The following is a 26,374-nucleotide window of genomic DNA, read 5'->3' as shown; positions in this document are numbered from 1 at the left end:
CTCGGCGTTCAGATGTTTGGTAATATAGACGATTTGTCTGATATGATATGAATAATGGTGTGCTACAGGTGGTGCGGTGACGGTAAAAGTGAGAAAGCCGTTGCGATGTACTAAAATGATGTGGCGGTGAATGTAGACGAGATTGTATTGGAACGACATTGAGAAGAACGAACATATCCGGGGGCGCTGCGTCCTATAAGGTCGGACAGTGTCAGGATTTTTGTTTGCAGGCAGTGCTCACCATGTTTGCCAAGTGTGTCATTATTTGTATAGCATAGAGGGATTTTCGTCTTGATCTCTCATTTCTCCTTCTCGTGCAGAAAATCAGGAGGATTTTTCATCCAGATGTCGAATGAGTGCTTAAAACATAAGGTTGTTGAGCAATAAAAAGAAGATGGCCAATAAGGGGGCACGAGGATGAACATTCATAAGTTCGTGATGCCCGAAGTGATTTTTGGCAACGGTTCCATTCATCAAGTAGGGGAAAGTTGTCTAAGGCTTGGTGCGACAAATGTGTTGATTGTCAGCGATCCAGGTGTTGCGGAAGCCGGTTGGCTCGATGTTGTCATTAAGAGTTGCAGGCAGGTAGGATTAAAATACACGACATTTTGTGATGTAACAATAAATCCAAAGGATGAAGAAGTGACAAAAGGCTGTGAAGCATATCTTGAAAATGAATGCGATGCTATCATTGGAATCGGTGGAGGCAGTTCTATTGATGCCGCAAAGGCTGTCGCCATTCTTGCTACAAACGGTGGACAAATTCATGAATATGAGGGAGTGGATAAAATTCAATTTCCCCTTCCTCCTCAAGTGATGGTTCCAACAACAGCAGGATCGGGATCAGAAGTGTCTCAATTTTCTGTTATTGTTGATACAAAAGAGAAAAAAAAGATGACGATCATTTCCCGATCTCTTATTCCTGATATTGCAATCATTGATCCAGAAACATTATCGACAAAAAGCGCTCATTTGACAGCCTCAACAGGATTAGATGTTTTAACGCATGGCATTGAGGCGTATGTAAGCTTAGCAGCTACACCGCTTACAGACGTTCAAGCTCAAAACGCTATTTCTTTAGTAGGAAAATATTTACGCCCTTCTGTCGCCTCTAAAATCAACCAAGAGGCAAAAACAAATATGGCAATGGCGAGTTTACAGGCAGGATTGGCTTTTTCCAACGCGATTTTAGGCGCTGTTCATGCAATGTCCCATGCTGTTGGGGGAAGGTATCCTCTTCTTCATGGGGATATAAACTCTATATTGCTTCCGCATGTGATGGAGTTCAATCTGTTGGCGAATCCGAAAAAATTTGCTGATATTGCTTATTTTCTCGGAATTGATACTCGCGGCATGTCCTATATGGAAGCGGGAAGAAAGGCGATTGAGTATGTAAAACAATTGGCAGAGGATATTGGGGTGCCGCAGCGATTATCTGATATAGGAGTGAAACAAGAAGAAATACGGAAAATGAGTTTGGTCGCCTTTCATGACGCATGTATGATCACCAACCCTCGTGATATCACTGTAGAAGAAATTGAGGGAATATTCAGAAAGGCGTGGTAAACAAAATGAATGACCGGCAACAACTCATTAGCCTTTTAACAGGAGTTCAATCTTCGAAAAAAAGTTATTACACAGAATTAAAAAAGATGGTCACAGAGTTAAAAAAGAAAAATATGCAGTTGGAGATTATTAATGATATTACAAAAAGCTTCAATATTGATATATCAATGGATGAAATGCTAAAAAATAGTATGGACAAATTGAAAACAATTTTTCCAGTGGAACGAATCAGCTTATCGTTATGTGAAAATCATAAATTAGTGTTAACAAATGTATATCCCGCTCACTCTTTGTATTTTCCTATTGGTTTTGTTTTGCCAAAAGAGAGGTCGCTCTATTGGAAAGTCGTACAATCGCTCGAAAAAATTTTTTATCAAATAGAAGAAGACGAAGATTTGTATGTTGAAGCAGCTGTATATAACGCCTTAGGAGTTCGCAGTGTATTATTGATCCCACTTATTAGCAAAGGAAAGGTGATCGGGGTACTGAGTATAGGAAGCAAGGAAAAAGTGGTGTATGATGAAGATGATCTGTCCTTTTTTCAGCAATTTTGCGACCAACTGGCGGTTTGTATTGAAAATGTCCGTCTTTATAATGAGGTACTTACCAGTAAAAAAGAATGGGAAGAGACATTCCGAGCTGTTTCAGAAATGATATTCCTCGTCGACCTAGAAGGGAATATTTTACGGTATAATGATGCAGCTAACGAGTTTTTTCAAGTTGACTTGTATAAAAAAGATATATGTAAATTGTTATCAATTAATCCAAAGGAAAGCCCGATCGTGGAAATTTTAGAAACAAAAAAATCTGTTCATCGGCGTATTCATATCCAGCAGAGGGTATGCGAATTGCGTTCTTATCCCGTCTTGAATGAAAAACAAAATATGTACGCTGTGATTATGTATCTCAATGACATTACTGAAAAATTGCAGATTGAAGCCCAACTTGTTCAATCAGGAAAGTTAGCTGCAATTGGGGAAATGGCTGCTGGAATTGCGCACGAATTGAATAACCCTCTCACCGCCATTCTTGGCAATGCCCAGCTGTTGTTGAGGTCTTTTTCAAAAGATGATCGTATATATAAACTGCTATTTGATATTTATTCATGCGGGAAACGCTGCAAAACCATTATTCAAAATTTATTGACATTTTCAAGACAAGATGAATATAGGTTTGAAGATTGTTCTATAAATGATGCCGTTGAACAAGTATTAGGGTTAATTGGTGATCAAATTTGCAAACAAAATATTAGTATTCAAAAAAGATTAGACGCTTCCATTGAATTGATTGAAGGAAACCTTCAACAGATAAGCCAGGTTATTTTAAATTTATTAATAAACGCTAAAGATGCGCTTGAAGAGATGGATATTCCAGAGAAAATCATTGTCATAGAAACAAAGTCGATCGTTGAAGCCGGAGAACATTGGGTTGTTCTATCGGTCCGTGACAACGGAAAAGGAATAGAAGAACAACATTTGCAGGAAATTTTTAATCCATTTTTTACAACGAAGAGGCCAGGTAAGGGAACCGGGCTTGGGCTGTCTGTTAGTTTAGGGATTGCTGAGGCGCACGGTGGAACGATTGAGGTGGTCAGCGAACTTGGTAAAGGAAGTGAGTTTATATTAAAACTTCCAAAAAAGAAATAAGGGGGGGAGATGAGTGGGGAATATTTTAGTTATTGATGACGAAAGGGAAGTTGGAACGTTTTTTCAACATTTATTAGAAGGGAAAGGGAACAAGGTCAAGCTTGGATTTAGCGGGAAAGATTTTTTTCAGTTGATTCAACAATACAAGTTTGATCTTGCTTTCATCGATGTGAAACTTCCAGATGCAAACGGTTTAAATTTATTAAAACAGTTAAAACGCTCATATCCTTCTTGTAAAGCGGTTGTAATGACAGGCTATAGCACAATAAAGACAGCAGTTGAAGCGATTAAACATGGAGCAAACGACTATATTGAAAAACCGTTTGACGATATTGAACAGTTAGAGCGATTAATCGATGAATTATTAAGTGATGGTCCTCTTTCATCCCAAGATGATATGTATAAGTTGGCTGAGACGCTCGGTTTCATCGTTGGAACAAATAAAGAGATGAATGATTTGCTTAAATTAGCTTATAAAATTGCGAAAAAAAATGTGAATGTGTTGATTGAAGGAGAGACTGGGACTGGAAAAGAAGTGCTCGCTCATTTTATCCACAACGCGAGCATGCGCTATGATCAGCCTTTTATTGGGGTGAATTGTGGCGCTGTTTCGGAAACACTGTTAGAAAGCGAATTGTTCGGACATGAAAAAGGGGCGTTCACAGGAGCGGTAAAAGAAAAAAAGGGGATTTTTGAAATTGCTAACCGTGGCACGTTATTTTTAGATGAAATTGGAGAAGCGTCTCTTGCAACGCAAGTAAAACTGTTAAGAGTGCTGGAAACAGGGGAGTATATTCGCGTCGGGGGTGAAACGATCCGCAAAACGAATACACGCATTATTGCTGCTTCGCATGTCAATCTGGCAAAAGCAGTCGAGGAGAAGACGTTTAGAGAGGATTTATTATACAGATTAGATGTTGTGAAACTTACCATTCCTCCGCTTCGAGAGCGGCTCGAAGATCTTCCAATTTTGATTGATTATTTTTTAAAAAAACTTAATACACCTCTATCGTTTTCAGAGGACTGTATTTCCCAGATGAAACAGTATCATTGGCCGGGGAATGTGAGAGAATTGTTTAATGTTGTTAAAAGGGCGGTAACTTTAGCGGAAGGAGAAACAGAGGTGATCACCCTTGACTATTTGCCGGAGAAGCTTAAGATTCCGTTGCATTTAGGGCAAGTATCGAATAGCGTGCGAAGTCCAAAAGATGGAGTAGAAGACTTAGAAGCCTATTTGCAAGAATGGATGAATGGTGTGCTAGCACTATGGAGAAACAGTGATCGGTTAGATCTTGAACATGTATTATCTTCAGTGAAAGAACTAGAAACGAAAATCGGCCGATCTTTTGTACTGAAAATGTTAAAAGAAACGTTAGGAAATCGTAAAGAAGCAGCAGAACGGTTAAATATCACCGTACGAACATTAAGATATTTATTAAAAGAAAAAGGAGCTGATCCAAAAGCGTAAATGGCTTTCGGATCAGCTTTTTGTTGCTTGATTGATCAGAAAAATCCTAATGGTTTTGGATTGTAGCTAACGAGTAAATTTTTCGTTTGTTGATAGTGCGCTAACATCATATGATGGGTTTCACGGCCGATCCCAGATTGTTTATATCCTCCAAAAGCAGCATGGGCCGGATAAGCATGATAGCAATTTGTCCAAACTCTTCCTGCCTGAATGCCTCTTCCGAAACGGTAAGCCAAGTTGATGTTTCTCGTCCATACCCCGGCACCAAGGCCGTACAACGTATCATTAGCGATCTCCAAAGCCTCCTGTTCATCTTTAAACGTTGTTACTGAGACTACTGGACCGAAAATTTCTTCTTGGAAAATGCGCATTTTATTATGTCCTTTAAATACGGTTGGCTTGATATAATACCCGTTTTCGAATCCAGGGATTATGTTTTTTTCGCCGCCGATTAGGCATTCGGCGCCCTCTTGTTTTCCAATATCAATGTATGCAAGAATTTTTTCCATTTGTTCTGCTGAAGCTTGCGCTCCCATCATTGTGCTTGTATCAAGCGGATTTCCTGTTCGAATCTTTTTCACGCGTTCAAGAGCGCGCTCCATAAATTCGTCATAAATGGACTCATGGATGAGAGCACGAGAAGGGCACGTACAAACCTCGCCTTGGTTTAAAGCGAACATGACAAATCCTTCAATCGCTTTATCTAAAAAGTCATCGTCTTTTTCCATTACATCAGGAAAGAAGATGTTTGGGGATTTGCCGCCCAATTCCAGTGTAACAGGAATAATATTTTGTGAAGCGTATTGCATAATCAACCGCCCTGTCGTTGTTTCACCGGTAAACGCGATTTTGGCGATACGTGGACTAGAAGCTAATGGTTTGCCAGCTTCTAATCCGAACCCATTGACAACGTTGAGCACTCCAGGAGGCAACAGATCGCCAATCAGCTCCATAAGCACCATAATCGATGCCGGAGTTTGTTCAGCTGGTTTTAGCACAATGCAGTTTCCGGCAGCAAGCGCAGGAGCAATTTTCCATGCTGCCATCAATAATGGAAAATTCCATGGGATAATTTGCCCGACAACGCCGAGTGGTTCATAAAAATGGTACGCGATCGTATCGTCATCAATTTGGCTGATTGTTCCTTCTTGGGCGCGTATGGCTCCAGCGAAATAACGAAAATGATCGATGGCTAGGGGCAGGTCGGCGTTTAACGTTTCACGGATCGGTTTGCCGTTATCCCATGTTTCGGCAACCGCTAACATTTCCAAGTTTTCTTCCATTCGATCAGCGATTTTATTTAAAATCAACGCTCTGTCAGCCGGGGATGTTTTTCCCCAAGCTTCTTTTGCCGCGTGCGCGGCATCTAATGCCAATTCAATATCCTCAGCCTGCGAGCGTGCTGCTTCACAAAACACTTCTCCTGTTATGGGCGTGATATTTTTGAAATATTGGCCTGAAATAGGCGGCACCCATTCTCCGTTAATATAGTTATCGTATCTTGCTTTGAATTGAACTTTTGCGTCTCTTTCGCCTGGTTTGCTGTAAATCATTTGCATCCTCCTTGTGTAATAAGGTTTCAGAAAGATGTTTAAATTAAGCTATTTTCCATTCAGATATGCTCTTAGGGGAAGGGGAATCTTCCCCTAAGAGTTTGACATAATCGGATAGCACTTTTCGTAATACTAGAAAGCAGGTGATTTACTAGGCACTGGTGGTTGAACCGGTCGATTTCTCAAAATGATAAACTTTATGATATCGATCTGTGCCTAAACTAAAAACAGGCAATGCTGAAAAAATCGCCATTTTTCCCCGTTCCCCTAGAAAATTTAGGATTGTTCTTCTGCCGCTTTGTGTTACATTGTTAAAACAATGCGGCCATTGATTTGGCCTTTTTCCATCCGTTCAAATACTTCGTTAATTTTTTCTAATGGTACCGCTTCCACAATGGGGCGAACTTTTCCGCGTGCGGCGAAATCTAAAGCTTCTTGCATATCTTTTCGTGTACCGACGATCGAACCTTTTATTGTAACGCCATTTAATACAGTGTCAAAAATAGGGATCGGTAGTTCATCGTGAGGCAGTCCAACGATGACAAGGCAACCACCGCGTCGAACGGATTGATAGGCTTGTTCGAAAGCTTTTTTCGTTACAGCAACGCTAATAGCTGCATGCACTCCGCCTACTTTTTCACGAATTGTTGCTACGGGGTCTTCACGCAGGCCATTGATTGTAATATCAGCTCCTAACTTTGCTGCAAGCTCTGCCTTTTCATCACTGATATCAACAGCAACGACATTTAATCCCATTGCTTTGGCATATTGAAGAGCAATATGGCCCAATCCCCCGATTCCATAAATAGCGACCCATTCACCAGGCTTGGCATTTGAAACTTTTAATGCTTTATACGTTGTGACTCCAGCACAAAGAATAGGAGCAACTTGTACAGGATCGAGATTTTTAGGAATTCGTGCGACATAATCGGCCGGGGCTTTGCAATATTCTGCATAACTGCCATCGACAGAGTATCCACCATTTAATTGATGTGGACAAAGTGTTTCTTGACCGCTTAAACAATATTCACATTCACCGCATGCCGAGTATAACCATGGAATGCCAACACGGTCGCCAATTTTGATTGATTTCACTCCCTCGCCGACCTCAACAACGATTCCTACTCCTTCATGACCAGGAATAAGCGGAAGTTTCGGTTTGACCGGCCAATCTCCATGGGCCGCATGCAAATCGGTATGGCAGACGCCACAAGCTTCAATTTTCACAAGCACTTCGCCATACCCTAGTTTTGGTTTCTCCACTTCTTCAATTTGAAGTTTTTGTTTGAATTTGTGAACAACGGCGGCTTTCATTCTCACCATCTCCTTTATAAAATTTTTTGTTTCGCCTGCTATGAAACGCAAAAATCGTGCCAAGCAATAGTAACAGGGAAAAGGAACCGGTGATAAAGTGAAAGAACTTTTCAAGCAAGCAAATGTCTGAGTTTGAAAAGCAATACGGCCGCCGTCTTCTTTAGGATTGGCGAATAAGCGGTTGAGAAGAAATAAAATGTGTTTCGCCAGCGCCTAAAGAGATTTTATAGGGGAAATGTGCCAAGATTTCGTCCATTTTCTCCGAATGTTCGGCAAGTTTGTTCAAAAAATTGTCATATTTTGATGAGAAAGTTTTCACAAAGTCTTGATGACTTGCTTCTTTGTTGCAGAACAATATTGTACGTTAGGATATGAAACATGGCGGTTGCTTTATATGTGAAAAAAGAAAGTAATATTGCTCAAATGAGGCAAATGGTATAAAAAGGAAAATTGTTATTTTGATTTTCTTTATTATGAACATCTTTCTTTGTCAAGTGCATTTTGTGGTGAAGAGCCAATATTAAAGAAGGAAGAGGAGGAATGGAAAGAGAAGTATAGAAGAAATATCACCTTACCTTGATGAAAGGGGCTGTAAACATGCATAAACATTTGCCGATGGAAGAGGAAGTGATGGATTTACTCATTGGCGTTTTTTCCGTCGTGATGTTGATCGCCACCATGACGGTCGTTTCCCTTTGGCGGAAGAATCGTACGCGTCGTTTGGCATTCCATTGGATTTTTGCTCATTTTCTGCTGCTCTCTATTGCCGCCTACTTTGCGTTAAGAGCCATTTCCTTTGATCTTACCCATACACAGGCATCCGAAGAAATCTCCCTTCTTCTCGGCAAGGCGGGGCTGGCGTGGGGAGTGGGGATGGTTTGTTTGTTGGTCGGCATTGTGAAACTTTCACGGCGCTGACCATGATCCCGATAAGCGGTATGATTGTGAAGGAACAGCAAGCAACAAAAAGAAGTCATCCACCTTTATCTATCGGCTGACGGTTCCGAGGGGCGGATGGCGTTTGCATGATCATTCGAATAGGGAGCTGCCTATGTTGTTTTTCGATTTCGTGGTATGGTCAGTATTTTCCAGTTGTTTCGGTTCAGCTGTTTCGCGATATAGACGATTTGCCCGATATGATACGAATAATGGTACATTTGCCGCTCAATGGCTATGAAAACTCCTTTGCTTTCCCTGAGTGTCGAGGATTCATTCAGCATTGTCGCGAAAACATCCTCTCGATTTTCGCCGAAAGGGTGCGAAATGTGAGGGATAACGTCCGCTCTTTTATACGTAGCTTCCGATTTTTCCGTTTTTTCTCGCCCAATGCCATTGTTGCTTCAAGACCAATGAGCCCATGGCCAGCCATAATAGCGAGATGCCGAGAGCAGGAAAGAATACGGGCCAGCCTTCATTCACTCCTTGCACGGCCCAAGAAAGGGGAGAAAAGTAGTTAAGAATATGAAACGCTGTCGGCAATACATTCGAAGATAGAAAAAATCCCGAGAAGATCAATAAATAATAAAGCAGCACCTCGGTAACGGCCCCAACTTGCTTTAAGCGAAGGGACAGACCTAAAATGAACACACCGATTCCCGTCATCCCGATGAGGCTTACGCCGCCAAATACGACGATCTCCGTTATCATGGATACGATTCCCGAGAGAATTTCGGAAAATCCGATCATCAAAGCCGCACAAACGAAAAAGAGCGTCACCCACATGGACGATAACGCGACTTCAGCGATCACCACGCCGATCAAAATTTTCCATGGAGCAGTCTTGGTGGAAAGCACTTGCTCGGCGGTGCCGAGATACGCTTCTTCGATCACCGTGTTGCCGAGCTTCGAGATCAAATGAGCGCTTAAGTACCAAAGGCTGAAACCGAACAGTTTGACCGTCGCTTCTTTTCCGGTCTGTATCGGGCTTGCGTACAGCGTACCGAGAAAAAAGACAAATTTAATGATAAGCCCAACGGTAAAATCGAACCAATACCGACGATACTCTGCCCTTTTTTTCAAAAAGGACGCCAATACTACATTCAAAATTTGCGGGGACAACCGACTCACCTCCTTAGGTGGATAGGTTGGAACGAATAGCGGCTAAAAAATGAGTTTCAAGGTCGGCTGGAGTTGAAAAATGTTCTTTCGTGCCGCTCCAAACGATTTTTCCGTCTTGGATAAAGACAAACTTATTTCCAACGGCGTGGGCAAAAGGAATGTCGTGGGTGGTGATGAGAACGGCTTTCCACCATTGGTTTTCTTCCGTTAACATGGTTCGGATATGATGCTGAGACTCAACATCAAGGCCAAGAGTTGGCTCATCAAGGAACAAAAACGGCGCTCCTTTCATTAAGGCGATCGCAAATGCCAGTTTTTGTTTCATACCACGTGAAAGGGTTTGGGTAAGACGCTCAGCGTATGGGGTTAGATTCAACACGGCCATCATTCGTTCAGCTCTTCGTTTTGCTTCAGCACGACTCCATTTGTTCAGCAAGCCGAAGTATAAGAGATTTTCCAAAACAGTTAAATAGGAATAGGAGTTGTCAGCTTCTTCAAATACAACCGCAATCGACTCGCGCGCTTCATCTGGATGGCGGACAACATCCACTCCATTTACATAGATGCTACCGCTGTCTGGTGCAGTAAGCCCGATGATGCATCTTATTAAAGTAGTCTTTCCGGCTCCATTCGGCCCTAAAAGAATAAGCCGATCCCCTTCAACCAGTTCGAGGGAAACATTATGTAATACTTGGCGGTTTGGCGGATAGATTTTGTTTACGTCTTGCACTGCAATCATTTTTTTCTACCCTTTCAATTTAATAAGCTAGGGTGGTCTTGAAAAATCTTGAGGACCACCCCAAAGGATTATTACCAACTCGCAGGGACTTGAGACGGAGCATGTTTTAGTATGTCGTCACTTGTAGGAATAGGAGGGACCACATTGACACTCCACACGCCTAAAGGGCGTGGGATTCTTGGGTCGTTCGCGTCCTCATCCATTTCTGGTTCAGACAACGCCCAAGTTCAGGGGTGTGTCATCACCCCGTCCCATCGGGTTAAGATGTACCCCAATGGGCGGCGCACCTGTGACCAGTGCGCTAGGTTAGGCGGCGAAGCCCGAAATCGCTTTGGCGATGTTGATCGCGCCATTCAAGTCGGCGTGGATGGTGTATCCGCACTTTTGGCATTGGAAGTGGATGCCGTTCCGGTTTCCTTTATCTCGATAGCCACAACGACAAGTTTGACTGGTGTAGGTGGGATTCACCCACTCGACCCGAATGCCCGCCATTTCGGCTTTGTAGGCAATCATCGTTTGCAGTTGATGGAACGCCCACGAATGAAGATTTCGTCCTGCTTCTTTGGCCGAAGCGGCTCGTTTCCGAATCCCCGCCAAATCTTCCATCCGAATCACGCCAACACCGTTGGCAAGGGCAAAACGGACGATTTGACGGCTGATTTTATGGTTCATATCCTTCATCCAGCGGGACTCTTTACGGCCGATTTTGCGAATCATATGAAGCTTCTTGGCTTTGCCCAACGTTCGCCGCAAAGCCGCATATCGTCGGCGCACAAAGGCGCATTGGTTCCCTTTGAAAAACAACGATTTCGTCCCTACGCTGGCAACGGCGATATAGCGAAGCCCAACGTCAACCCCCATCACCTTTGTTTCGTGCCGCGGCTTGACTTCAAATGCGACCGCGATCGCCAAGCACCATTTCTTTCGCTTTTTGTAGAGCTTGGCCGCCCCTTGTTTGGCGGTTCCATGGATCAGCCGATCCAGCCATGCTTCTTGATAGGGGCGCGTGACGACAGGCACGCCAATTCGTTTCTCCATTGTAGGGAAGGAAACCGTGTAGAACGCTCCTTTCTTTTCCACCTTTATATTTTGATTGTTAAAGCAACACCAAAATGTTCGGAACTTCTTTGCCTTTTGTTTTTTCTTTTGGGACTTCACTTCTCGAATCGTTTGATTCACGACGGCGGAAGGAAACCGCTGCGACGAAAACTCTTTAAACAGTTTGCTCGTCGCTTGATTCAGCTTGGGATGATTCAACAGCCAATTCGCAAAGGCGGTATTCACTTCTGTCATCCGTTCATACATGTCTTGTTTGACTTTCGTTGGGTTGTGCAGTTCCAGCCTTAGTGTGATCGTGGGCATGGATTCACCCCTTTTCTTTTGAGATTCCACATAGCGTTCAGTTGTTTTCGTTCTTCGATATTCTTGTTCCATATATGAATTATATCCGTTTAACGATTATACTGCGACACTTAAAGATAAAAATGGCTGCTCGAAGCAATCCGATTAAGGATTACCGAGCAACGCCTTCTTTCATCCCACGATTGAAACCGTGGGCTTTCAGACGTTTTTTCTGTAAAGGTATTTGATTAAATTCAACACATTTAACAAAAAGTTCTGGGTCAACTTTTGCCACTTTTTTGCAAGTCTCCAAAACTTTGATAAGATCCTGTAAAGGGTTTATTGTGTTTTTAAATAAATCTCTCTTCCATTTAAAATATTTTACCAGATTATCTCGCTCAATAATTCCTGAGACTAACTCCCACATTTCTTGTGATGGTGGTAAGAATAGGTTCTTTTCCAGCTTATCTTTTAGGTTCCATTTATTAATTTGTGAAACTAATGGATTTCCCTTATATTCAAGTTCAACGCATTTTTTGAGGAGGTCATCGTAGGATTCTATAATATTATGGATATCATAGATAGCAGTTTGTAAAAAAGATATGGAGTTTTCTAGGTGTGCAACTGAATCGCCGGTTGGTTGTACAAAACGAGTAGCATCTGTAGCACCGGTGGCAGCGATAATAGCTTTTTCTATTTTTGTTTTACATCCAGCTGGCTGCCTTCCACGTTATACCATATCAGCTCGTATTGAGATGAAAGCAGAAACGAAAAATCGGAAATTCTTTATTGCAACTTATATAGTTCAGAATTCGCTTGCCACAAATGAGTAATGCCTTGCCCTATAGCCTAAGCGCACTGAGCAGATAAAGCGGTGGTAATAGCCAGTCCTTTCGTTGGTCTATGATTTTTTCCGCCCATATTCTCTTTACCCTTTCTTTTTCAAACTTAAGCGTATTATACAAGAAAACAAAAAAATGTAAATATTTAAAATTAACGTGACATTAGAAACCGATCAAAAATACACGCCAAGACAGGGATTCCGTGAGCTTGTGTAAAAAGAGGGTCGTTTTCCGTGAAAATGCGTGCGCCTCCAAGGGTGATTTTCATGCTGGGTGGAGGGCAAAACGTTGCCCATGGAACTTTTCCATGAAAAAAATCCTTTCTAACGTGGAGTGTTCGTTAGAAAGGATACCATGTTTTTGACGATGCACAAAGACCAAAATTCTTAACTTGATGGGTATGGGATAGCCGCCCCCTCCTGCTCGATTTATAAAGGAAGGTGTTCGGGAACGGATCGTGCTCGGTGATTCATAGGAAGGAGCGCATGAGAAGGAAGAAAAAAGCAAAGAAAGAAGAAGGATTTTGTTTGGGAAAGAGCGAATAGGATACGGTGAAATCCAGCTGGTAAGGAGGGAAAACGTGGCCGAACAACGAACGGACCATGACCGGTTGTTCAAAGAGTTGTTGTCGACGTTTTTTGAAGAGTTTTTGCTTCTCTTCTTTCCGAAAGTTTACGAGCAGGTTGACTTCCACCATCTTTCCTTTCTCTCGGAAGAAGTCTTTACCGACGTCATCGCCGGGGAGAAGCACCGTGTCGATCTATTGGTCGAGACGAAGCTGAAAGGGGAAGATGGACTGATCATCGTCCACGTCGAACACCAAAGCTATACGCAATCAACGTTTTCTGAACGAATGTTCATCTATTTCAGCCGCTTGTTTCAAAAATACCGCCGCCGCATTCTCCCGATGGCCATCTTCAGTTATGATGAACCCTACCACGAACGTTCCTCATTTATGATCCAGTTTCCGTTCTTGACCGTTGTTGACTTTCGCTTTCTGACGGTGGAATTGCGCAAACTGCCGTGGCGCGAGTACATCCGCCAAGACAATCCGGTTGCCGCCGCCTTGTTAAGCAAAATGGGGTATAATGAAGACGAAAGGATTGAAGTGAAAAAAGAGTTTTTGCGCATGCTTGTCCGCCTTGAGCTTGACGAGGCGAGGCAGCGGCTGTTGTTCGGATTTTTTGAAACGTATTTGACGCTGTCCGAACAAGAGGAAATCCAACTGCGAAACGAGGTGAGCCAAATGGAGACGAAGGAAGCGAAACAAGTGATGGAGCTCATCATCTCGTATGAACAACGGGGAATAAAGCAAGGAATAAAACAGGGAATGGAACAAGGACGCAAAAAAGGAATTGAGGAAGGGAAAACGGACATTGCGAAGAGAATGCTGGCCAAAGGGTATAATGTAGAAACGATTCATGAGCTGACAGGATTGCCGATCGAGAAAATTGAGAGGCTGAAAAAGTGACAACATAAGAATGGAACTCCATCCAATGGGCAAGCGGGGAGCCGTCGAAATGCCGAGGCGTCGGTTTTTCGGCGGCTTTCATCTATGCGTCACCTTCAAAAATTTGAAAAACTATGGACTCGAATAGCCGCGATGGTATGGATTCCATCGCTATGGGCTCCATGTGTTGTGTTGCATCCTTATGTGTCACTTCGAGTTTTTACCCTCGTTTTTGCAACACCATCTGAGAGAAATGCTTTTCGCGCCCCATTGTCAATGAAATCACCAAGCTTCTAGGCAGTGAAAGAAGATTCCCCACTTCTAAGCGATTCGCACAGTAAGTGGGGAAATCAGCGTCTTTCCAATATCTTGTCTTTAAACGCTAGGGCAAATCGGGGAGTGTTCAACGGTAGTTCACAAACTGCACGTCAATCGGCAAATCGGCTTCGCGAATGGCGGCGATCACCTTTTGCAAGTCGTCTTTGCTTTTGCCGCTGACTCGGATTTGGTCGTCTTGCACTTGGCTTTTCACTTTTAGGCCGGTGTTTTTGATGATCGTGTTGATTTTTTTCGCGTTCTCTTTATCGATCCCTTGGACAAGCTTGGCGCGCTGGCGCACCGTGCCGCCTGCAGCCGGCTCGATTTTGCCGTATTGGATGTTTTTCGTCGCCACCCCGCGCTTAATCAACTTGCCGATGAGCACGTCTTTCAGCTGCTCAAGCTTAAACTCGTCGTCCGAGATGAGAACGAGCTCGTCTTTCTCCAGCGAAATATCGCTTTTGCTTCCTTTGAAATCATAGCGTGTTTTAATTTCTTTCATGGCGATGTTGATTGCGTTCGCCACTTCCGACAAATCGACTTTTGAAACGATGTCAAACGAACTTTCTTTCGACATAAGCAACCTCCCGGGCGTGTGATGTACTTTCATTATAGGAAATGGTGGGTGGGAAGGCAACAATAAGCAAGGGGACAAGAAGGTTCGTTTCGTCTTTTTGGTTGGAAGTGGCTGGTATATGACATCATGCCGAAATGGAGAAAGACAAAGCAAAAAAGGCGGTTATTCAGCCGCCTTTCATTACGCCAATCATAAATGATCCGTCTTCTTCGAATACGCGAATTTCCCCGCTTCGCGGTTTTTCTCGCGCATCATGTTTTTCTCATGTCGCTTCGCTTGGTTGTCGCGCGCTTTTTTGTCGTTGTCGCTTGTGTTTGGCATGGGTCGCCCTCCCTTAATTCCGATCGTGCATCATTAGTATGTGGCAAATGGAAATGAAATATATCGAAATGGGCGGAGGTAGTTTGTGGAAGGGCGACATGAGAATTTTTCTTAACAAATGGTTCGCTTCAGAGTATGATCAATGTTTGTAACATGATAAATATGGATCGTTAACGATCGATTTTTATCTAAAATGTGTGTAAAGGGGAATGAAAAAGGAAGCGAAAACCGTTTGTCCCCTTCAAGCTTCCGCTTGGTGAAGATGTAGTGAATCAAATGCGTTTTCTTCGTGAGTTGATCGAAGCGAATAAGACGATGGTTGAGTACCAAACGATGCTTCGACATTCAAAGCTGCATCCTCGATTCCTGCTCACACCGATCATGCTGAAGGAAGCGGTGCAGTCGACGAAAATGGAAGGATTACAACCTTCTTGATCAGCTTCGGTGATGAGGACAGGCGCCTGTGCTGTGCAGGCGCCTTTGTTTCGTTCGGCGGGAAAGATGTCATATTTCAATATACTTGTTCAGAAAAAAGAGGGCAATCGTCCCCGGACCGGCGTGGGCGCCGATGGCGCTGCCGATGTCGGAGAGGAAAAAGCGCGTGCAGCCGTGCGTTTCCTCGATCATTCGCTTCAACTCGAGCGCCGTTTCTTCGTCATCGGCATGGCTGATGCCGATCGTTTGCTTTTGCAGATCGTCGCCGCGCTCGCCCATCAGTTCGACCATGCGTTTCAACACTTTTTTTCGCCCGCGCAGCTTCTCAAGCGGGACAAGGGCGCCATCTTCGACGTGGAGAAGCGGTTTGATGTTGAGCAGTCCGCCGAACGCTGCGGCGGCTTTGCTGATGCGTCCGCCGCGCGCGAGGTAGTCCAAGTTGTCGACGGTGAAAATGTGCTCCATATGGCGGCAATACGCTTCGATCGTTTCACAAAGCAAGTTGTACGGCGTGTTTTTTTCGACCAGCTCGACCGCTTTCATGACGGCGAGCCCTTGGCCGAGCGAGGCGCATTTTGAATCGATGATCGTCAGGCGAAATTCCGGATATTCGTCGAGCAGCTCGCTGCGCACGGCCATCGCCGTTTGGTATGTACCGGATAACTTGGATGAAAACGCGATGTAAAGGCATGGCCGGTTTTCTTTGGCGTATGGCAAAAACAGCTCTTTCATCGCCATGGGGCTTGGCTGCGCGGTTCTCACGACATCTCCGCCGCGCATGGCGTTATACACTTGTTTCGGCTCAATCGTCACGCCGTCTTTGTAATCTTGGTCGTTCCAATGGACGACAAGCGGCAAAAAGGCAATTTGATGCTCGCGGATGTACGATTGCGGCAAATCTGCTCCGCTGTCGGTGATGATTTGGATGGGCATATGGAAATCCCCCTTAGTGATGAATCACGATTCATATGTTTAGTGTAGCGGTTTTGACAGTAAAACACAATGGGAATGGCGGCCCTAGGGAAGAAAATGGCTGCGGAAAGCCCGCAGCCGTTATTGGGTGAGCTCATCAAGCTCGGCTTGAAATTGACGCAACTGCGCTTTTTCCGCCGTGTTGGAATGCGCGTACGCGGATGACAAAGCGTTTTTGGCAATGGCAATGGCGCGGTCAACGCGGTCAACGCTCATGTTGATCTCGCCGTTCGCGGCTTGTTTCGCCTGCGCGACTGCTTTGCGCGCTTCCTGGAAAAGACGATTGCCCATCGTTACGCTCCTCCAAGCGACGTTTCCACCGCTTTTTCTGCTTTGCGCGCTTCCGCTTCGGCGTAAGTCAAGTGATAAGGGATTCGCTTGTCATGCCGTTCGACCGCATCGACGCTTTGCTGGACGAAACGCTTCGATTTGTTCCGTTTGCCCATGACGGATTCCCCCTTTAAAAAATGAAGACGCGCGTTGCGTCATGTATAGTGTAACCGCGGACAGGGAACAGTAGTAAGGAAATTCGTTACAAACGGATCGTTCATCCATCCGTTTCGCTCGATGGGGAATCGCGTGGGCTGATGGCATCACAAGAGCGAGGCGTTATCCGTTCCGGGTCTTTCTGAACGGGAAGAAGGCTACAGGCCTAGGATGTCTTGCAAATACAAGCCGATGCCATCTTCTTCATTGCTTTTTGTCACATCATCGGCCACGGTTTTCAACGGCTCGATGGCGTTGCCCATCGCGACGCCAAGACCGGCCCATGCGATCATTTCCAAATCGTTGTCTTCATCGCCAAAGGCGATGACGCGTTCCCGCGGGATGCCGAAGCAGTCGGCAACTTGTTTGAGGCCGACAGCTTTATGGACGCCGTGGCGGATGATTTCAATGACATGCCACGGTTCGTTCCAGCGCCGGTGGTGTAGGACGTTGGCGTATACGTTTGACAAATGTGATTGAATGTGTTCGATATGATCGCTGTCGGTATATACGAGCACGCTTGTCGGGTCTTTGCCAAGCGAGCGGCGCAAATCGCCGATTTCAATCGTTGGATTGCCGAGGCGGACAATGTCAAGCAAGATGTCGTCATGTTCGTGAAAATACACGTCATCCATCACTTCCGCTAAAATGTTTTTGATTCGGTATGTTTCCCCAAGCTCGACAATGTCTTTGACGACCGAGAGCGGCAGCGGGGAATGGCGCACGCCCCACGACGGCTGGCGCGGGTGATGGACAAACGCGCCGTTGAAATTGATGATCGGCGTCGTAAGCCCAAGCTCTTCATAATACATGCGGCTCGCACGATACGGCCGACCGGTGGCGATGACGATGAGATGGCCGGCGTCGATGGCGCGGCGGATGACGTCTTTGGTGAACGGGGAAATCGTTTTATCCTCTTTGAGCAACGTTCCATCCAAATCCAGGGCGATTAAATACGGCTTCATGTTCGACTCCTTTGCCTTCGTTATTCTTCACACTACATAGTGTAACTCTTTTCCAAAATCGCTGTCTATATGATACACTATACAGCGATGGAAAAAGACAGAAGGGGTTTGAACTGCAATGGTCATCGTTGAAAAAGAACTATTGGCTGGCGTGCCGGTTCTTCACGTTGTCAAGCTGGAAAAGCGGGACGAACGGCTGCCGCTCATTTTCTTTATCCACGGCTTTACAAGCGCGAAAGAACATAATTTGCATTTCGGCTATTTGCTTGCGGAAGCGGGCTACCGCGCCGTGCTTCCCGACGCGCTGTTTCACGGCGAGCGGGGGCAGGGCTTAAGCGAACGGAAACTGCAGCTGTCATTTTGGGACATTGTCGTACGAACGATCACCGAAATCGACGAGATGAAAAGCGAACTGGTGAATCACGGGCTTGCCGATCCAAAACGGATCGGGCTCGCCGGGACGTCGATGGGCGGGATCATCACGTTCGGCGCGCTTGCCGTTTATCCGTGGGTGAAGGCAGCGGTGGCGCTCATGGGCTGTCCGAACTACAGCGCGTTTTTTGACGCGATGATGGATGAAGCGAAACGACGCCGCATCGACATCCCGATGCCGCCGACGCTGCTTGCGCTCGAAAAAGAAAAGCTCGCCCGCTACGATTTATCCAAGCAGCCGGAAAAGCTCGCCGGACGGCCGCTGTTCATCTGGCACGGGAAAGCCGACCAAGTCGTCCCGTATGCTTATACATATGAGTTTTACGAGCAAATTAAACCACTTTATGAAGGAAACGAGGACCGGCTGCAATTCATCGCCGATCCGCACGCCGGCCATAAAGTGACGCGTGAAGCGTTTCTGGAGACGGTGCGCTGGTTTCGCGAGTATGTGTAAGCAACATCTACGACAGCGAACACATTGCCCCGGCAAGTTAGAGTGGGCCTTACAAAATGAAATCCGCCTTTTGAAACAAAGAAGGCGGATTTTTTACATGCGAAGCACGCTTTTCATTCAAATGAATATTTGAATATAGGGAGGGGATATGGTATTCTATATTCAAATGAACATTTGAATGTTGACAAGGAGAGAGAGGAAATGCGTCGCAATGATGTCTGCGATGTTTACTGTTATGACGAAGAGAAGGTTGAACGGGTTCAGCGGCGGCTTCGTGATGAAAACATTGCCGCGATCGTGCCGTTTTTCAAGGCGCTTGCCGATGAAAACCGGGCGAAAATCGTGTATGCGCTTTGCGGCGAAAAGGAGCTGTGCGTCTGTGACCTAGCGAACGTGATCGGCGCGACGGTGGCAACGACATCGCATCATTTGCGCATTCTATACAAACAGGGAATCGTGAAATACCGGAAAGATGGAAAACTTGCCTTTTATTCGCTTGATGATGAACATATTCGCGAGCTGTTGCTTGTCGCGCTCGCCCACCAGAAAGAGGGGGATCGCCGTGCGGAATGAACAGGCGTTGGACCAACTACAAGCGAAAACGTACCGGGTGCAAGGACTGACGTGCACGAACTGTGCGGCCAAGTTTGAGCGAAACGTGAAAGCCTTGCCCGGCGTCAAAGAGGCGAAAGTCAATTTCGGCGCCGCTAAGCTTACCGTTTGGGGCGAAGTGACGATCGAACAGCTGGAGCAGGCGGGGGCGTTTGAACAGTTGACAATTCGTGAAGAACGCGAACGCCCGGCCAGGCGGGAGCCGTTTTGGAAGCGAAAAGAAAATCGAAATGTCTTCGCCTCTGTGGCGCTGCTTCTGTTTGGCGTTGCGGCGGATGCGGCGGACAGGGGGATGTTGGCGGTCGTGATGTATTTGGCGGCGATCGTGATCGGCGGCTATTCGCTGTTTTGGACAGGGCTGCGGAATTTGGTCCGCTGGCAGTTTGATATGAAGACGTTAATGACGATCGCCATTCTCGGTGCGGCGGCGATCGGTGAATGGCAGGAAGGGGCGGTTGTTGTCATTTTGTTCGCTATTAGTGAAGCACTCGAGCGCTACTCGATGGAGAACGCGCGGCGGTCGATCGCTTCGTTGATGGAGATGGCCCCTGCTGAAGCGATCGTTCGGCGCGGCGCGGAGGAAATGACCGTTCCCGTTGAGGACGTTCGCGTCGGGGAGGTGATGATCGTCAAGCCGGGCGGAAAAATCGCCTTGGATGGTGTAGTCGTGGATGGTGCGTCAACAGTCAATGAGGCGGCGATTACCGGCGAGAGCTTGCTGGTAGAAAAAGCCCTGGGCGATCCAGTGTTTGCCGGAACGTTGAACGGAGAAGGTTTTCTCGAAGTTGAAGTGACAAAACGAGCGGATGAGACGACATTGGCGAAAATGATCGATCTCGTCGAAGAGGCGCAAGCCGAGCGGGCCCCATCGCAAGCGTTTGTCGACCGGTTTGCCCGCTATTATACGCCATTTATTATCGTGGCGGCGCTGCTTGTCGCCATCGCGCCGCCGCTTATGATAGGAGGCGATTGGCTTGATTGGCTGTACCGCGGCTTGGCCGTGCTTGTCATCGGCTGTCCGTGCGCGCTCGTCATCTCCACCCCAGTGGCGATTGTCACGGCCATCGGAAACGCGGCCCGGCGAGGCGTGCTCATTAAAGGCGGTGTTCATCTGGAACAAATCGGCCGGTTGCGCGCCGTAGCCTTTGATAAAACCGGGACGTTGACGAAAGGAGAGCCAGCTGTGACCGATATCGTCGTGTATGAAGGAAGCCGCGAACAACTGTTGACCATCGCCGCCGCCATCGAAAATCGGTCGCAGCACCCGCTCGCTTCGGCCATTGTCCGCAAAGCGGAAGAAGAGAGAGCGCCGTTTCTCGATGTGTCCGTCGATGGGTTTCAATCGCTCACCGGCCAAGGGGTCAAGGCGGTGATTGGGGGGGACACATACTATATCGGCAGCCCTGCCTTGTTCACTAGTTTGGTCGGCAAGTTGCCGAATGAAGCGGAACAACAAATCACGGCCTTCCGCAAAGAAGGAAAAACGGTGATGGCCGTTGGCACCGCTGATCGGTTGTTGGGGCTTGTCGCCGCGGCCGATCAACTGCGGCCGTCCGCCCCGCACACGATCGCCGCGCTGCGGCGCCTTGGGGTGGCGGAAGTGGCGATGGTGACGGGCGACCACGAGCAAACCGCGCAGGCCATCGGCCGCCAAGCGGGCGTATCCGATATTCGCGCCGGATTGCTTCCGGAAGAGAAATTGGCTGCGATTCGCGAGCTGAAACAACGTTGCGGCGTGACGGCCATGGTCGGCGACGGGGTGAATGACGCCCCTGCCTTGGCCGCAGCCGATGTCGGCGTGGCGATGGGCGGGGCGGGGACGGATACCGCCTTGGAAACGGCTGATGTCGTGCTCATGGCCGACGATTTGCGCCAGCTGCCGTACACGATTCGCCTTGGGCGCCGAACGCTTGCCGTCATCCGGCAAAACATCGCCTTCGCCTTAGGGCTCAAAGCGTTGGCGCTCGCCGCCGCCATCCCGGGCTGGCTCACCCTTTGGCTCGCGGTGTTCGCCGATATGGGCGCAACGCTGCTAGTGACACTCAACAGCATGCGCCTGTTGCGGGTGAAGGAATGAGAGGGGGCTTGCGGGCAGCGTTTCGATGCATTGTCTAACTTAGTGTTTGTTTTCGTGTATGAAATGATTGGAAAAGATAGATAGCCTTTGTCGATGAGAGATGGTATCATGAAGATGAAACATAGCGAATGGCTGAACTTGGGGATCGCCGTTGTTGGATGGAAACATCGTTTTTGTCTGTTCATGAAAATCAATGGGGAAGAGGGGGCGTCATGAAGGGCTCTCGAGAAGAAGAGATGCACGAAGCACAATGGGCAGAAGAGATTCAACGGATGGATGACCGGGTGTTTTCGTCGACCGAAGAGTTGGATCGGATAGCAGCGGGAGGGGCGATGAAGCGGAAAGCCCTCGATTGGCGAGGATTTCCCTGGTGGATTCGGTGCTTCGGGTACATCGCCTTGGCCTTCTTTGTCATCGTTCCTTTGATGGCATGGTTGTTGAATGTGTTGCTTGAATAGCAGATCAAACGCCAACCGGAGGCGGCCTCGGAGGAGTGGGGCAAGAAGAAGGAAAGACACGGAATCATGTTCACTTCCGTGTCTTTTTCGTTTTGCGCTGTTTCATTCGTCCTCAATCCCTAACGCGTGCAAATAGTGGCGCAAGCTTTCTTCGACACATGCGGCGATCAGTTGAATGAATGGAGTAACTTCTCCTTTTACGCTCGCTTCTTCCAGCGCCTCATAATATTGCTGACGTTGTTCTGGGCTTGCTTTCACAATGGCGGGCGGGTAGCCGTGCTGCATTAAAATGAAATTCATCATTAAGCGGGCGGTTCGTCCGTTTCCATCAGCAAATGGATGAATGTATACGAGCTGAAAATGGAAACGAGCCGCCAGTTCGATTGGATGGAGAGCATGTTGATTCGTTTCATACCAAGAAAACAATCGATTTATTTCATCTTGTATGTGCAAAAAGTGGGGTGGGGTGTACGCGCTGCCAGAAATGCGCACATTGTATGTTCGATATTTCCCCGCGTTTTCATTGTCAATGCTCTTTAATACTAAATAATGGACCTGTTTCAACACGTGCTCGGTCAAATGTTCTTTGTTTGCGACTAACTGTTCAATAAAGTCAATCGCCTCCGCATGGTTAATGGCTTCCAAGTGTTCCTTAAGCCATTTTCCGCCAATGGTAATTCCTTCTTCTACGACTAGCTTTGTTTCCAGCAAGTTTAACGTATTGCCTTCGATGGCGTTAGAATGGTACGTCCATTCGATACGAAACGATTCCCGCAAGTTTTTCACCAACCCCGGCGGCAAAGGGCGCAACGCATCCAACCGGTGTTTCAGCTCATCGATTTTGGCAAACATCGCTCTCACCTCTTGGTATATGATTCGCGGTGTCGATTCGTTTTTCCTTTGAATAGCCAATTGACGGCTCTCGTTTTTTCTACATTATACAAAAATAGGGGCCGGGGGAGTGTCTAGCGGCCGCAGGACAGTGAAAAAAAAACCGCCCGCCTAACGCGGACGAACGGCTAAAAAGGGGGGAAGAGTGGATCGTTTCAAGCAAAATAGCCAAGCTGCCGAAGCGCTTCTTCGCTCATCCGCTCCGGCGTCCATGGCGGGTTCCATGTCACTTGGACGCGCACGTCGCGGATGCCGGCGATTTGTTCGAGCGCCCGTTTGACGCCGCCGGCGATTGAGTCGTGAAGCGGGCAGCCAGGGGTCGTGAGCGTCATCAGGACATCGATATGGCCATTCTCAATTTTCAAGTCATAAATCAACCCTAAATCGACGACGTTAATGCCAAGCTCCGGGTCAATGACCGTTTTCAGTTGTTGCATGGCGAGTTCGCGGACATCCATCGTAGTTTCCTCCTCATTGGCTTATTTTCGGAAAACCGCTAACATCGTTCCGGCAAAGGCGACGCTTAGTCCAGCCAGCAATACTTGAGCGACGGCCAACAGCGGCACGCTCGCGGTCGCAAGCGCAACGGCCGCGAGCGCGAGGGCGATGAGCCATAGGCGGCATTGGACGGCGACGGCTCGCTCGTTCATCATTTGCTTTAACGTCGGTACGTGTTGTTGGCCGACTTTTTCGCTGTAGCGATGCGTCCACCATAAAAATGGCACGATTTTGAACAAATAGCCGATGATGCTAAACCCGATCCAGCCGACCGCCGAAAGGTAGATGATAATGCCAATCCACCGTCCGCTGCCAATCATGATGGCGGCAAGGGCAGTCGCGTGCAGCGCAAGGCCGATGGCCACCGCCGTGACGGAAAATTGGAACGGACGGTCCAGCGCTTTTTTCATCCGCTTTTGCAAAATGGTGCGGATATGCCAGGCGAAAACGGTGAATCCGCTCGTGAGCAAGGCCGTCCCCACCATAAGCCACACCTGCCCCGACAGGAACAAGTGAAGCAAAGACACGGCGATGCCGCTGGTGTACAGCGCATACACGCAGCGCGCCGGCCGAAGTGAAAAGCCGTGGGCGAGCGAAAACATCGGCGCCATTTTGTACGAAAAGCCGATGATGAGCAGCGTAAACCAGCCGCACAGCCCAAACAATACGTGCAGAACGAATGCCGTTTCATGGCTGTCGGCGCCTGTGGCGGCGAAAAAGTGAAACGCCAAGAGCCCCCCGGCGGCTGCCGTCAGCAGCAAAAACAACAACGACGTGGCGACAAAGAGCGTCATCACGTTTTTCGTTTCTTGTTTTCTTAACGTCATCGCCATTTGCCAGACAAATAGGACGATGCCAAGCAAAAGCAACAAACCGGGCAGAAAAGCCCTAGTCGGCGCCGCCGCCAAGCTGATCGCGAACGCAACGATGCCAATGGCTGTCACGGCAAACTGCCAAAAGCCAAGCCGCACGCTCCAAATCGGCGTCAAAAAGGCGACGGGAACGAGCTGGTACATCGCCCCCATGGCGGTCATCAACGCGAAGCCAAGCAAGCCGAGGTGAGCCGCCGCCCAGACGAGCGGCAGCCGGAACGCGCCGCTGGCCAGTGACGGAATGACGGTCAGAAGCAACACTTGCGACGCAACAAACGACAAAACAGCAAACGTGATAAACGAAAACGGCAGCCGGACGTCTGTTTCCGTCCCCGTGCGAGTGGGAAACACGTTGCTCATCCTTTCGTAATGCGGATTTCAAAGCTGCCGTCTTCGCGTGCGACGGTTTCGTGCCGGTAGCCGAGCTCATCAAGCTGTTCATATAAAAACATCGGGCGGCGGTCGTTGATGATCGTCAACGTTTCACCCGGATTGAGCTTGGCGAGGGCGGCCAGCGTCCGCATCATCGGCTGCGGCGGCTCGAGCCCGCGGTTGTCGAGGATCATTCGTCTCCCCCCTGTTTCGTGAACGTCACTTTCCAATGTTTTTTCTCGATTTGTTCGGCCTTGTACGTAAACCCTTTCGCTTTCATAATCGGAAACAGCGGCAGCGGCTTGAACGGAGCGTGCAAAATGAACGTATCGCCCGGTTTTAGCGGCTTAATGGCGTTCATAATTTTTTCAAACGGTTCGCGCTTCTTCTGCAAATCTTCGCGCACATCGAGTTCAATTGTCACACCCATGTGCTTTCCCCCCTTTTGGCTGCTATGATAATCATTTTCAGCAATGTGTGTTGTGATCTAAATCACAATCTTGCAACTGAAAAAGGATATTTCCGTTGCGCCTCAAAACGGATGGTTTTCCTCGTTCAAAAGGCGGGTGGAAATCCTTTGTGCAGGGAAACAATGGATCGAAACGTCCTGTCAGAACGGGGGAAATCCCCTGATTTCCAGAAGCTCATGCCTCCGGTGTAAACCGATTGCGCAAGAACGATTCGAAGGCTGGTGAACAACGGGCGCCGCGCGCCAATCGGCAGCGTTTCATCCGAACGGTGCGGCAACGTTTCTCGAATAAAAAAAGTTGGAATCGGCCGCTTTTTTCACTAAATCACCAGTCTTTTAGAAAAAGATTTCTTTTTCCAACCCTTCCTGATCGATTAAGTAAAAGCCGTGTTCATCGACATCAATCAGCCCTTTTCGTTTCAGCTGGCTCAACGTGCGGCTCACCGTTTCGCGGGCGGTGCCGATCATGTTGGCCAGCTCGCGGTTCGTCACATGGGCGGTGAGGCGATGCCATTTTCCTTGCTTGACAGCGTTCGTTCGCGTCAGGCGCAGCAAGAGAAGAACGATTTGCTCGTACGTATTATGAAGCACTTGAGCCTCAAGCCGGTTTTGCAAGTCGACGATTTTTTCGCCCATGACGCGAAACAGTTTCATGCATAGCTCGGGGCTTGCCATCAACACTTGTTCAAAATCATGGATCGGGATCGCGATCAATGTCGCTTCTTCGACCACTTCGGCGTGGGCCGGGTATGTTCCTTTTAAGAAAAAGCCAGCGTGCGGAAACATTTCTCCCGTCTGCAAAATCGAAACGATTTGTTCTTTCCCGCTGACATCGGTTTTATAAATTTTGACCGTGCCGGAATGAATGAAATAGACGCGCTCGAGCGGGTCGCCTTGCATAAAGACGAACGTCCGCGGCTTGTAGACGCGCACGTGGGAAATGGCGACAAGCGACTCGAGTTCATAATCGGACAGTTCGCGAAACAACGGAACGGTTTTTAAGCGATCTTTCATCCAATGGTTCGCCATGGGGTTCTCTCCTTATAAAAATGTGACAAAATGATAACAATGGCCAAGCGGGGCCTCGATCGGTTCTCTTTTTGAAAACTTGCGTCGTTCAGCACATTCTGCTTTCATTGTATAAATTCTTACACCGAAAAGCTGTGATATAAATCATAGTCGACATTT

27 protein-coding genes and 1 pseudogene are annotated in these 26,374 nt (G+C 47.3%); 10 read left to right on the top strand and 18 right to left on the bottom strand.

Annotated elements, in window-relative coordinates; all coding sequences use genetic code 11:
• The first annotated feature begins 417 nt into the window (after positions 1–417).
• Genes GJ1_RS08680 through GJ1_RS08670 form a run of 3 tightly spaced genes read left to right on the top strand, consistent with a single transcriptional unit; the run spans position 418 to position 4,680 of the window.
• Positions 418–1,566, top strand: a complete 1,149-nt coding sequence (locus GJ1_RS08680) for an iron-containing alcohol dehydrogenase (RefSeq protein WP_066231194.1) — start codon at positions 418–420, stop codon at positions 1,564–1,566.
• Between the two features lie 5 nt (positions 1,567–1,571).
• Positions 1,572–3,212, top strand: coding sequence for a GAF domain-containing sensor histidine kinase (locus GJ1_RS08675; protein WP_066231191.1), 1,641 nt, complete (start codon positions 1,572–1,574; stop codon positions 3,210–3,212).
• 13 nt (positions 3,213–3,225) lie between these two features.
• Positions 3,226–4,680 carry a sigma-54-dependent transcriptional regulator gene (locus GJ1_RS08670; protein ID WP_013146147.1) on the top strand — a complete coding sequence of 485 codons (1,455 nt, stop codon included), beginning with the start codon at positions 3,226–3,228 and terminating at the stop codon, positions 4,678–4,680.
• A gap of 35 nt (positions 4,681–4,715) precedes the next feature.
• Here the strand turns inward: GJ1_RS08670 and adh are convergent, their stop codons facing one another.
• Both adh and adhP read right to left on the bottom strand, forming a co-directional pair.
• On the bottom strand, positions 4,716–6,233 hold the full coding sequence (gene adh, locus GJ1_RS08665; protein ID WP_066231186.1) for an aldehyde dehydrogenase: 1,518 nt from the start codon (positions 6,231–6,233) through the stop codon (positions 4,716–4,718).
• Positions 6,234–6,536: 303 nt separating this feature from the next.
• On the bottom strand, positions 6,537–7,547 hold the full coding sequence (gene adhP, locus GJ1_RS08660) for an alcohol dehydrogenase AdhP (RefSeq protein WP_013146145.1): 1,011 nt from the start codon (positions 7,545–7,547) through the stop codon (positions 6,537–6,539).
• 597 nt (positions 7,548–8,144) lie between these two features.
• Between adhP and GJ1_RS08655 the strand changes: the two genes are divergently transcribed.
• Positions 8,145–8,465 carry a hypothetical protein gene (locus GJ1_RS08655; protein WP_066231183.1) on the top strand — a complete coding sequence of 107 codons (321 nt, stop codon included), beginning with the start codon at positions 8,145–8,147 and terminating at the stop codon, positions 8,463–8,465.
• Positions 8,466–8,596: 131 nt separating this feature from the next.
• On the opposite strand, the pseudogene GJ1_RS17810 reads toward GJ1_RS08655, so the two are convergent.
• From GJ1_RS17810 to GJ1_RS08640, 4 genes and pseudogenes are all read right to left on the bottom strand, one after another.
• Positions 8,597–8,740, bottom strand: a pseudogene (locus GJ1_RS17810) (DUF1572 family protein); the annotation flags it as partial.
• 94 nt (positions 8,741–8,834) lie between these two features.
• Positions 8,835–9,614: an ABC transporter permease gene (locus GJ1_RS08650; protein ID WP_245629368.1), complete on the bottom strand. Its 780-nt coding sequence runs from the start codon at positions 9,612–9,614 to the stop codon at positions 8,835–8,837.
• 4 nt (positions 9,615–9,618) lie between these two features.
• The gene (locus tag GJ1_RS08645) at positions 9,619–10,344 is read right to left on the bottom strand and encodes an ABC transporter ATP-binding protein (protein WP_066231179.1); all 726 of its coding nucleotides are present in this window, start codon (positions 10,342–10,344) and stop codon (positions 9,619–9,621) included.
• A 306-nt stretch (positions 10,345–10,650) separates the two neighbouring features.
• Positions 10,651–11,706, bottom strand: coding sequence for an RNA-guided endonuclease TnpB family protein (locus GJ1_RS08640; RefSeq protein WP_066231176.1), 1,056 nt, complete (start codon positions 11,704–11,706; stop codon positions 10,651–10,653).
• 1,401 nt (positions 11,707–13,107) lie between these two features.
• Here GJ1_RS08640 and GJ1_RS08630 point away from each other — a divergent pair.
• On the top strand, positions 13,108–13,998 hold the full coding sequence (locus tag GJ1_RS08630; protein ID WP_066231170.1) for an Rpn family recombination-promoting nuclease/putative transposase: 891 nt from the start codon (positions 13,108–13,110) through the stop codon (positions 13,996–13,998).
• Between the two features lie 382 nt (positions 13,999–14,380).
• Here GJ1_RS08630 and GJ1_RS08625 read toward each other — a convergent pair whose 3' ends face one another.
• Together GJ1_RS08625 and GJ1_RS17800 are read right to left on the bottom strand one after the other, a co-directional pair.
• Positions 14,381–14,872: a YajQ family cyclic di-GMP-binding protein gene (locus GJ1_RS08625; RefSeq protein ID WP_013146140.1), complete on the bottom strand. Its 492-nt coding sequence runs from the start codon at positions 14,870–14,872 to the stop codon at positions 14,381–14,383.
• A gap of 189 nt (positions 14,873–15,061) precedes the next feature.
• A complete protein-coding gene (locus tag GJ1_RS17800; RefSeq protein WP_008879040.1) occupies positions 15,062–15,193 on the bottom strand; it encodes a DUF3941 domain-containing protein in 132 nt (43 codons plus the stop codon).
• Positions 15,194–15,469: 276 nt separating this feature from the next.
• On the opposite strand from GJ1_RS17800, the gene GJ1_RS17795 reads away from it, so the two are divergent.
• On the top strand, positions 15,470–15,628 hold the full coding sequence (locus tag GJ1_RS17795; RefSeq protein ID WP_083509978.1) for a Fic/DOC family N-terminal domain-containing protein: 159 nt from the start codon (positions 15,470–15,472) through the stop codon (positions 15,626–15,628).
• Positions 15,629–15,697: 69 nt separating this feature from the next.
• Here the strand turns inward: GJ1_RS17795 and GJ1_RS08620 are convergent, their stop codons facing one another.
• The 4 genes from GJ1_RS08620 to GJ1_RS08610 form a co-directional block, all read right to left on the bottom strand.
• Positions 15,698–16,561 carry a DegV family protein gene (locus tag GJ1_RS08620; protein WP_066231168.1) on the bottom strand — a complete coding sequence of 288 codons (864 nt, stop codon included), beginning with the start codon at positions 16,559–16,561 and terminating at the stop codon, positions 15,698–15,700.
• Between the two features lie 120 nt (positions 16,562–16,681).
• Entirely contained in the window at positions 16,682–16,891 is a 210-nt protein-coding gene (locus tag GJ1_RS08615) for a DUF3813 domain-containing protein (RefSeq protein WP_066231165.1), read from the bottom strand.
• Positions 16,892–16,893: 2 nt separating this feature from the next.
• Entirely contained in the window at positions 16,894–17,046 is a 153-nt protein-coding gene (locus tag GJ1_RS18645; RefSeq protein WP_015374103.1) for a hypothetical protein, read from the bottom strand.
• 198 nt (positions 17,047–17,244) lie between these two features.
• The gene (locus GJ1_RS08610; RefSeq protein ID WP_066231162.1) at positions 17,245–18,051 is read right to left on the bottom strand and encodes a Cof-type HAD-IIB family hydrolase; all 807 of its coding nucleotides are present in this window, start codon (positions 18,049–18,051) and stop codon (positions 17,245–17,247) included.
• A gap of 118 nt (positions 18,052–18,169) precedes the next feature.
• On the opposite strand from GJ1_RS08610, the gene GJ1_RS08605 reads away from it, so the two are divergent.
• The 4 genes from GJ1_RS08605 (at position 18,170) to GJ1_RS08590 (ending at position 22,084) form a co-directional block, all read left to right on the top strand.
• A complete protein-coding gene (locus GJ1_RS08605; RefSeq protein ID WP_066231160.1) occupies positions 18,170–18,937 on the top strand; it encodes an alpha/beta fold hydrolase in 768 nt (255 codons plus the stop codon).
• 201 nt (positions 18,938–19,138) lie between these two features.
• A complete protein-coding gene (locus GJ1_RS08600; protein WP_044732109.1) occupies positions 19,139–19,510 on the top strand; it encodes an ArsR/SmtB family transcription factor in 372 nt (123 codons plus the stop codon).
• Positions 19,500–21,626 (top strand): heavy metal translocating P-type ATPase, encoded by a 2,127-nt coding sequence (locus GJ1_RS08595; protein WP_066231157.1) that lies wholly within the window; start codon positions 19,500–19,502, stop codon positions 21,624–21,626. The genes GJ1_RS08600 and GJ1_RS08595 overlap by 11 nt, the downstream gene beginning before the upstream one ends.
• Before the next feature lie 212 nt (positions 21,627–21,838).
• Positions 21,839–22,084, top strand: a complete 246-nt coding sequence (locus GJ1_RS08590; RefSeq protein WP_066231154.1) for a hypothetical protein — start codon at positions 21,839–21,841, stop codon at positions 22,082–22,084.
• Positions 22,085–22,186: 102 nt separating this feature from the next.
• On the opposite strand, the gene GJ1_RS08585 is transcribed toward GJ1_RS08590, so the two are convergent.
• The 6 genes from GJ1_RS08585 to GJ1_RS08560 form a co-directional block, all read right to left on the bottom strand.
• On the bottom strand, positions 22,187–22,936 hold the full coding sequence (locus tag GJ1_RS08585; protein WP_066231152.1) for a Fic family protein: 750 nt from the start codon (positions 22,934–22,936) through the stop codon (positions 22,187–22,189).
• Between the two features lie 194 nt (positions 22,937–23,130).
• Positions 23,131–23,433 carry a metal-sulfur cluster assembly factor gene (locus GJ1_RS08580; RefSeq protein WP_044732107.1) on the bottom strand — a complete coding sequence of 101 codons (303 nt, stop codon included), beginning with the start codon at positions 23,431–23,433 and terminating at the stop codon, positions 23,131–23,133.
• A 21-nt stretch (positions 23,434–23,454) separates the two neighbouring features.
• Positions 23,455–24,705, bottom strand: a complete 1,251-nt coding sequence (locus GJ1_RS08575) for a hypothetical protein (protein WP_066231148.1) — start codon at positions 24,703–24,705, stop codon at positions 23,455–23,457.
• Positions 24,702–24,911, bottom strand: coding sequence for a DUF2249 domain-containing protein (locus tag GJ1_RS08570; protein ID WP_013146125.1), 210 nt, complete (start codon positions 24,909–24,911; stop codon positions 24,702–24,704). Before GJ1_RS08570 ends, GJ1_RS08575 begins: the two co-directional genes overlap by 4 nt.
• Positions 24,908–25,147 (bottom strand): DUF2249 domain-containing protein, encoded by a 240-nt coding sequence (locus tag GJ1_RS08565; RefSeq protein WP_066231145.1) that lies wholly within the window; start codon positions 25,145–25,147, stop codon positions 24,908–24,910. The genes GJ1_RS08570 and GJ1_RS08565 overlap by 4 nt, the downstream gene beginning before the upstream one ends.
• Positions 25,148–25,522: 375 nt before the next feature.
• Complete coding sequence (locus tag GJ1_RS08560) at positions 25,523–26,215, bottom strand: Crp/Fnr family transcriptional regulator (protein ID WP_044732104.1); 693 nt, start codon at positions 26,213–26,215, stop codon at positions 25,523–25,525.
• Between the last annotated feature and the right edge of the window lie 159 nt (positions 26,216–26,374).

The sequence above is a fragment of the Geobacillus jurassicus NBRC 107829 genome, assembly GCF_001544315.1.
GTDB lineage: Bacteria > Bacillota > Bacilli > Bacillales > Anoxybacillaceae > Geobacillus > Geobacillus jurassicus.
The sequence above is the reverse complement of the archived record's forward strand: the minus strand, read 5'-3'. Positions and strand labels throughout refer to the sequence as shown.